General features: G+C 65.8%; 5 protein-coding genes and 1 pseudogene. 4 read left to right on the forward strand and 2 right to left on the reverse strand.

Going from position 1 to position 4,651, the window contains the following annotated elements; translation table 11 throughout:
• Together TVH25_RS20880 and TVH25_RS20885 are read left to right on the forward strand one after the other, a co-directional pair.
• Window positions 1-1,230 (forward strand): RNA polymerase sigma factor (locus TVH25_RS20880; RefSeq protein WP_422425376.1); only part of this gene is annotated, 1,230 nt, incomplete at its 5' end.
• An 81-nt stretch (window positions 1,231-1,311) separates the two neighbouring features.
• A pseudogene (locus TVH25_RS20885) lies at window positions 1,312-1,449 on the forward strand (transposase); the annotation flags it as partial.
• A 263-nt stretch (window positions 1,450-1,712) separates the two neighbouring features.
• Here TVH25_RS20885 and TVH25_RS20890 read toward each other — a convergent pair.
• Window positions 1,713-2,399 carry a TetR/AcrR family transcriptional regulator gene (locus tag TVH25_RS20890; RefSeq protein ID WP_422425377.1) on the reverse strand — a complete coding sequence of 229 codons (687 nt, stop codon included), beginning with the start codon at window positions 2,397-2,399 and terminating at the stop codon, window positions 1,713-1,715.
• A 98-nt stretch (window positions 2,400-2,497) separates the two neighbouring features.
• Here TVH25_RS20890 and TVH25_RS20895 point away from each other — a divergent pair, with 98 nt between their 5' ends.
• Window positions 2,498-3,403 (forward strand): alpha/beta fold hydrolase, encoded by a 906-nt coding sequence (locus TVH25_RS20895; protein ID WP_422425378.1) that lies wholly within the window; start codon window positions 2,498-2,500, stop codon window positions 3,401-3,403.
• A 294-nt stretch (window positions 3,404-3,697) separates the two neighbouring features.
• Here TVH25_RS20895 and TVH25_RS20900 read toward each other — a convergent pair whose 3' ends face one another.
• On the reverse strand, window positions 3,698-3,922 hold the full coding sequence (locus TVH25_RS20900) for a hypothetical protein (protein ID WP_169620139.1): 225 nt from the start codon (window positions 3,920-3,922) through the stop codon (window positions 3,698-3,700).
• 115 nt (window positions 3,923-4,037) lie between these two features.
• On the opposite strand from TVH25_RS20900, the gene TVH25_RS20905 reads away from it, so the two are divergent.
• A complete protein-coding gene (locus TVH25_RS20905) occupies window positions 4,038-4,472 on the forward strand; it encodes a nitroreductase family deazaflavin-dependent oxidoreductase (RefSeq protein ID WP_169620138.1) in 435 nt (144 codons plus the stop codon).
• The last annotated feature ends 179 nt before the right edge of the window (window positions 4,473-4,651 follow it).

Here is a 4,651-nt window from a genome sequence, read left to right on the forward strand (position 1 = left end):
GGGGGGGGGGGGGGGGGGGGCGCCCCCCCCCCCCACCCCCTCCTCGCTGCGCTCGTCAGGAGGTATGGCGACTTCGCCGCCTGCGAGGACGCCGTGCAGGAGGCCCTGATCGAGGCATCCCGTCAGTGGCCCGCGAGAGGCGTGCCGGAGAAACCCCGAGGCTGGCTGCTGCGCGTGGCATCGCGACGCCTCATCGATGCCCGACGCCAGGACGCTGCGCGACGAGATCGCGAACGACACGTCTTTACGTCGGACCAGCCCTATCACGCGGTCGAGGCTGAATCGATGGTCGAGAACCAGGATGCTTCCCTGGAAGTCCTGACCCTGTGCTGCCATCCAGCGCTGACGCCGGAGTCACAGGTGACGCTCGCCTTGAGGACGGTGCTCGGGCTCACCACCAAGCAGATCGCCGCCGTACACATTATTCCGTCCTCCACCGCCGGTCAGCGAATCAGTCGAGCCAAGGCGGCCATCGATCTGCACCGCAGACGATTCCCGCCACCCGCATCGCCGAAAGAGCGACTTCCAGCTCTGATGCACGCGCTGTACCTGATGTACACCGCCGGACACAGCCGCGCTGACGGGAAACAACTGCTCGACGCTGCGGTCACGACCGAGGCGATCCGCTTGGCGCGCCTCCTGTACAAGGGGTTCCGCGATGAGCCGGAGACGGCGGGGCTGCTCGCACTGATGCTGCTCAGCGAAGCGCGTCGGCCTGCGCGCATCACGGTACGCGGCGACCTGATACCACTCAGGGATCAAGACCGCTCCCTGTGGGATCGGGAAGTGATAGCCGAGGGGATCGACCTCATCGAACATGCACTGCCCACCGGTCCGGTGGGCGCCTACCAGCTACAGGCCGCGATCTCGGCGGTGCACGCGGAGGCTCCCGGCTGGGAGGACACCGATTGGGAGCAGATCGCAGAGCTGTACGCCATGCTCGCCCATGTCGCCCCGTCGCCGGCCGTCACCTTGAACTACGCGGTGGCCGTCAGCGAAACACAGGGGCCGGTGAGCGCGTTGAGCATGGTGGAACCGCTCCTCGACGATCCGCGTATGAGCGGAAGTCACCGCTTGCACGCAGTACGGGCTCCCCTCCTTGAAGCCTGCGGTCGCCGGGAAGAGGCGCTGGAGGCGTTCAGGATCGCGAGCAGGCTGTGCACAAACATTCCCGAACAGCGCTTCCTCAACAGCCAGATCACCCGTGTACAGGCTGACGCGATCGAGTAACAACCCCCTGCGTTCTGCTGCCGGCACGCATCCACCTGCGACGGGCAACTGTTGAATCGTTGCCCGTAGACATCCATCGGACTACGCGGACTGCTGTCGATGTTCCTCGACGCCCTGACGGGCGCCGAAGCCGACGTGTTGTGCGGAGCCGACTACGGCCAACGCTCCGACGACCGGGTCAACACCCGTAACGGCTACCGGCACCGGGACTTCGACACCCCGCGTCGGCGGACACCTCGAAGTCCAGACCGAGCAAGCATGGCGCGCTACCCTCGCCACCAACACTGAAATCTGCTGGACTACAGGATATTACGGACTCGTCCTGGCGCAGATGCGCTGCCGGGACCCGGTGTATCGACGACGAGGCGCTGACCCATATCTCGCCCGCCCAAGGCGAGAACATCAACCGTGACGGGCGGTAGCGTCGGGGCCTCAGGCGCCGCCGCGGCCCACCGCTATGAGGAGCCACCACCACGTCGCAGTCACTCCGGCATCAGCATGCCGCCGAGGACTCGGCGCACCACAGGCTCGAACGTGTCACCGGGCTGGTCGGCGCCGGGATCCGAAATATGGAGCGCAGCTGCAAGATACGGATGATCGCCAACCGCGGCCGTTTTGTGCAAGTACATCACCTGAGAGGATCGACGCTCCCGACTTGCCGTTCCACCACCGACCTCGGCACGAGCGAACTGCTGGACAAGGGTGTTCAGAACGGCCACCACCTGAAGCTTCACCGCCCCCGTCGCGTCGACCGCAGCCATGGCCCGGAGCGCATACTCGAGAAAGTCGATTCCGCGAGGGCCGACGCGCATCGACTCGACCGGAATATCAAGCAGCCACGGGTATTTCACGTGAACGCCCTTCGCGCGAGCCGCGAGGGCGGTGAGGTCGTCGATCGCCTCGCCGCGCAGCGCCACATCGAGGTCGATCTCGCCGGCAGCGGCATCCACCATGAGGTCGAACACTTCGTCGTGCCCCGCCACGTAGCGGTACAGAGCCGACTGACTCACTCCGAGTTTCTGCGCGATCCGGCGAGTGGAGACGGCCGGCAATCCCCCCTCGTTTGCAAGTTCCATCGCCGCGGTAGCGACATCGTCGCGGCTGTGCGCCGGCGCCGGACCGCGTGTGCCGTACGAGCGTTCCCACACTGTCGGGTGCGGTTGCTTCATTCCGGACTGTGTCACTCGACGCCACTCTCCACTCGTTGCTGCCTGTCTTGACCTATACTAAAACTGCGTTCGGTGAACGCAATAAATGGAGGTTCAGGATGGCACTCGACAATGAATGGGGACCGCGGCGATGGGCACAGAACGGATCGGTACGTCTCGCGTTCGATCAATTCCGGCCGGAACTCGGCGGAGAACCGCTACTGATCGCCACCGGGCTGGGTGTCAATCGGCATGCGGTTCCCGACGGGTTCTGTGAGCAACTGGCCGACCACGGTTTCGCTGTCGTGCGGTACGACCAGCGTGACGGCGGCGAGTCGACACATCTGCCGCCGACGGCGGTACGAAACCCGATTGCCGCCCTGCTGGCCAAACGCGAGGAGACCTACACCGCCGAAGACATGGCGGACGACGCAATCGCGGTGATCGACGAGCTCGACTGGAGCTCGGCGCATGTGCTCGGAATCTCGCTCGGTGGCGCACTCGCGCAACGCGTCGCCCTTCGGTATCCCGACCGAGTGCGTTCCCTCACGTCGGTCGCGGCCGTCCCGGGCGATGTCGCCGGGTTGCGCACATTCCGCTACATCCGTTTGCGCACGCTTTCGAAGTTTGCGCGCCTCAGATTTCCCGATACCCGAGAGGGCGCGATCGAGGCCGGCCTCGCGGTAGCACGACTGGTGGCGTCCCCTCGGCACGAGTTCGACGAAGCCGAAATGCGCGCACGATTGGAAAGTAATCCCGACCCTGGGATGCACGACCAACAGGCACAGAGCCGACAGGTCGGCGCTCAGTGGAGCGGACCACCGATCACCGCGATCACGCAGCCCACACTGGTGGTGCACGGCGAGGACGATCCTCTGATCAAACCCGAAGCCGCGCATGCCATCACGGCCCGGATTCCCGGCTCACGCATGCTCATCCTCCCGGAAGTCGGGCACGAGCTGCCTGCGCACGCATGGAAACCACTCGCTGCCGCAATCCGCGAACTTGCAGACACCACTACCTGAGCGAGGTCACGAACTCTTTCGAGCACAGATCGGCTCGACCGGTCGCATCTGTTCACCCATGATCAGCGGCACGCCATCACGGAGGGGACAGACCATCGATACTCACGCGGTACTCGATGCCCTCGAACGTTGCCATGGTCCAGCCGTCCTTGACTCGGTATCGGCATAGTGCGTTCCGGCCGCATCAACCAGACCGGAGGGGTAGGAGTCGTCCTCGAGTTGCCGCAGTACCAGGTCACGCTGCCCGCATCAACCAGCCACCGTTCACGCCTCGGAGCCGTCCCGTCCGGGCGGTTACGACCGCCGGTAATACGCCCGGCGGACCCACCACACGAGCGTGGTGGCTGCTGCGGCAGTGAGCACCGCGGTCTGTGCGGTGCCGGTGAGGACGAGCAGCGCCACGAGTACCAGGAACCCGACTGCGAGGGCCTCGAGTTTGTACATCGGCCATGCGGAACCGGCGATGTCGATGTGGCTGTCGCGCGCAGCGTCACGGGTCGGCGACTCGAGTGTCGTCATCGCACCTCCTGCGGGTCGGGAAAGCCTTCTGTCAGGGTAGTCGCATCCGAGAATTCGGGTCAACGAACTTTCGGACGGACGTGTGGCGGATCACGGGAACGTGTTCACTGGGTGCATGCCCCTTACCGGAGAATATGAACCCAGCCCCTCGTCCTGGGCGGCCGATCAGGTCGCGACTTACGAGTCGTCGGGCGGTACCGAGGGCACCACCCTCGGCGGCAGGCCCGTGGTGATCCTGACGACTCGCGGTGCCAAGACCGGCAAGCTGCGCAAGACCCCGTTGATGCGGGTCGAACACGACGGCACGTATGCCGTCGTCGCCTCGCTCGGGGGCGCTCCCAAGAATCCGGTGTGGTACTACAACGTCGTCGCAGATCCGCACGTCGAATTGCGCGACGGCACCGAGGTCTACGACATGATCGCCCGCGAAGTGCACGGTGACGAGAAGGCGCTGTGGTGGGAGCGGGCGGTCGAGGCGTACCCCGACTACGCCGACTATCAGACCAAGACGGAGCGTGCCATCCCCGTTTTCGTCCTCGAGCGGACCTAGCACGATGGCCGGGCGCACCGTCGCGGACCAGCTTGTGGCTCAGCTCGTCGATGCCGGCGTCCGCCGGATCTACGGCATTGTGGGCGACAGCCTCAATCCGGTCGTCGATGCGGTGCGCCGCCCCCGCGGCGCCGCCCCGGGGGGGCTCGGCGGGGTGCCCGGGCGCCCCGCGGGGGCGG

Source organism: Rhodococcus sp. 7Tela_A2, assembly GCF_049311045.1.
Classification (GTDB): Bacteria; Actinomycetota; Actinomycetes; order Mycobacteriales; family Mycobacteriaceae; genus Rhodococcus.

Coding starts and splice junctions, on each gene's coding strand:
- TVH25_RS20890 (WP_422425377.1), bottom strand. CDS start 2,399: ATGAAGCAACCGCACCCGACAGTGTGGGAACGCTCGTACGGCACACGC.
- TVH25_RS20895 (WP_422425378.1), top strand. CDS start 2,498: ATGGCACTCGACAATGAATGGGGACCGCGGCGATGGGCACAGAACGGA.
- TVH25_RS20900 (WP_169620139.1), bottom strand. CDS start 3,922: ATGACGACACTCGAGTCGCCGACCCGTGACGCTGCGCGCGACAGCCAC.
- TVH25_RS20905 (WP_169620138.1), top strand. CDS start 4,038: ATGCCCCTTACCGGAGAATATGAACCCAGCCCCTCGTCCTGGGCGGCC.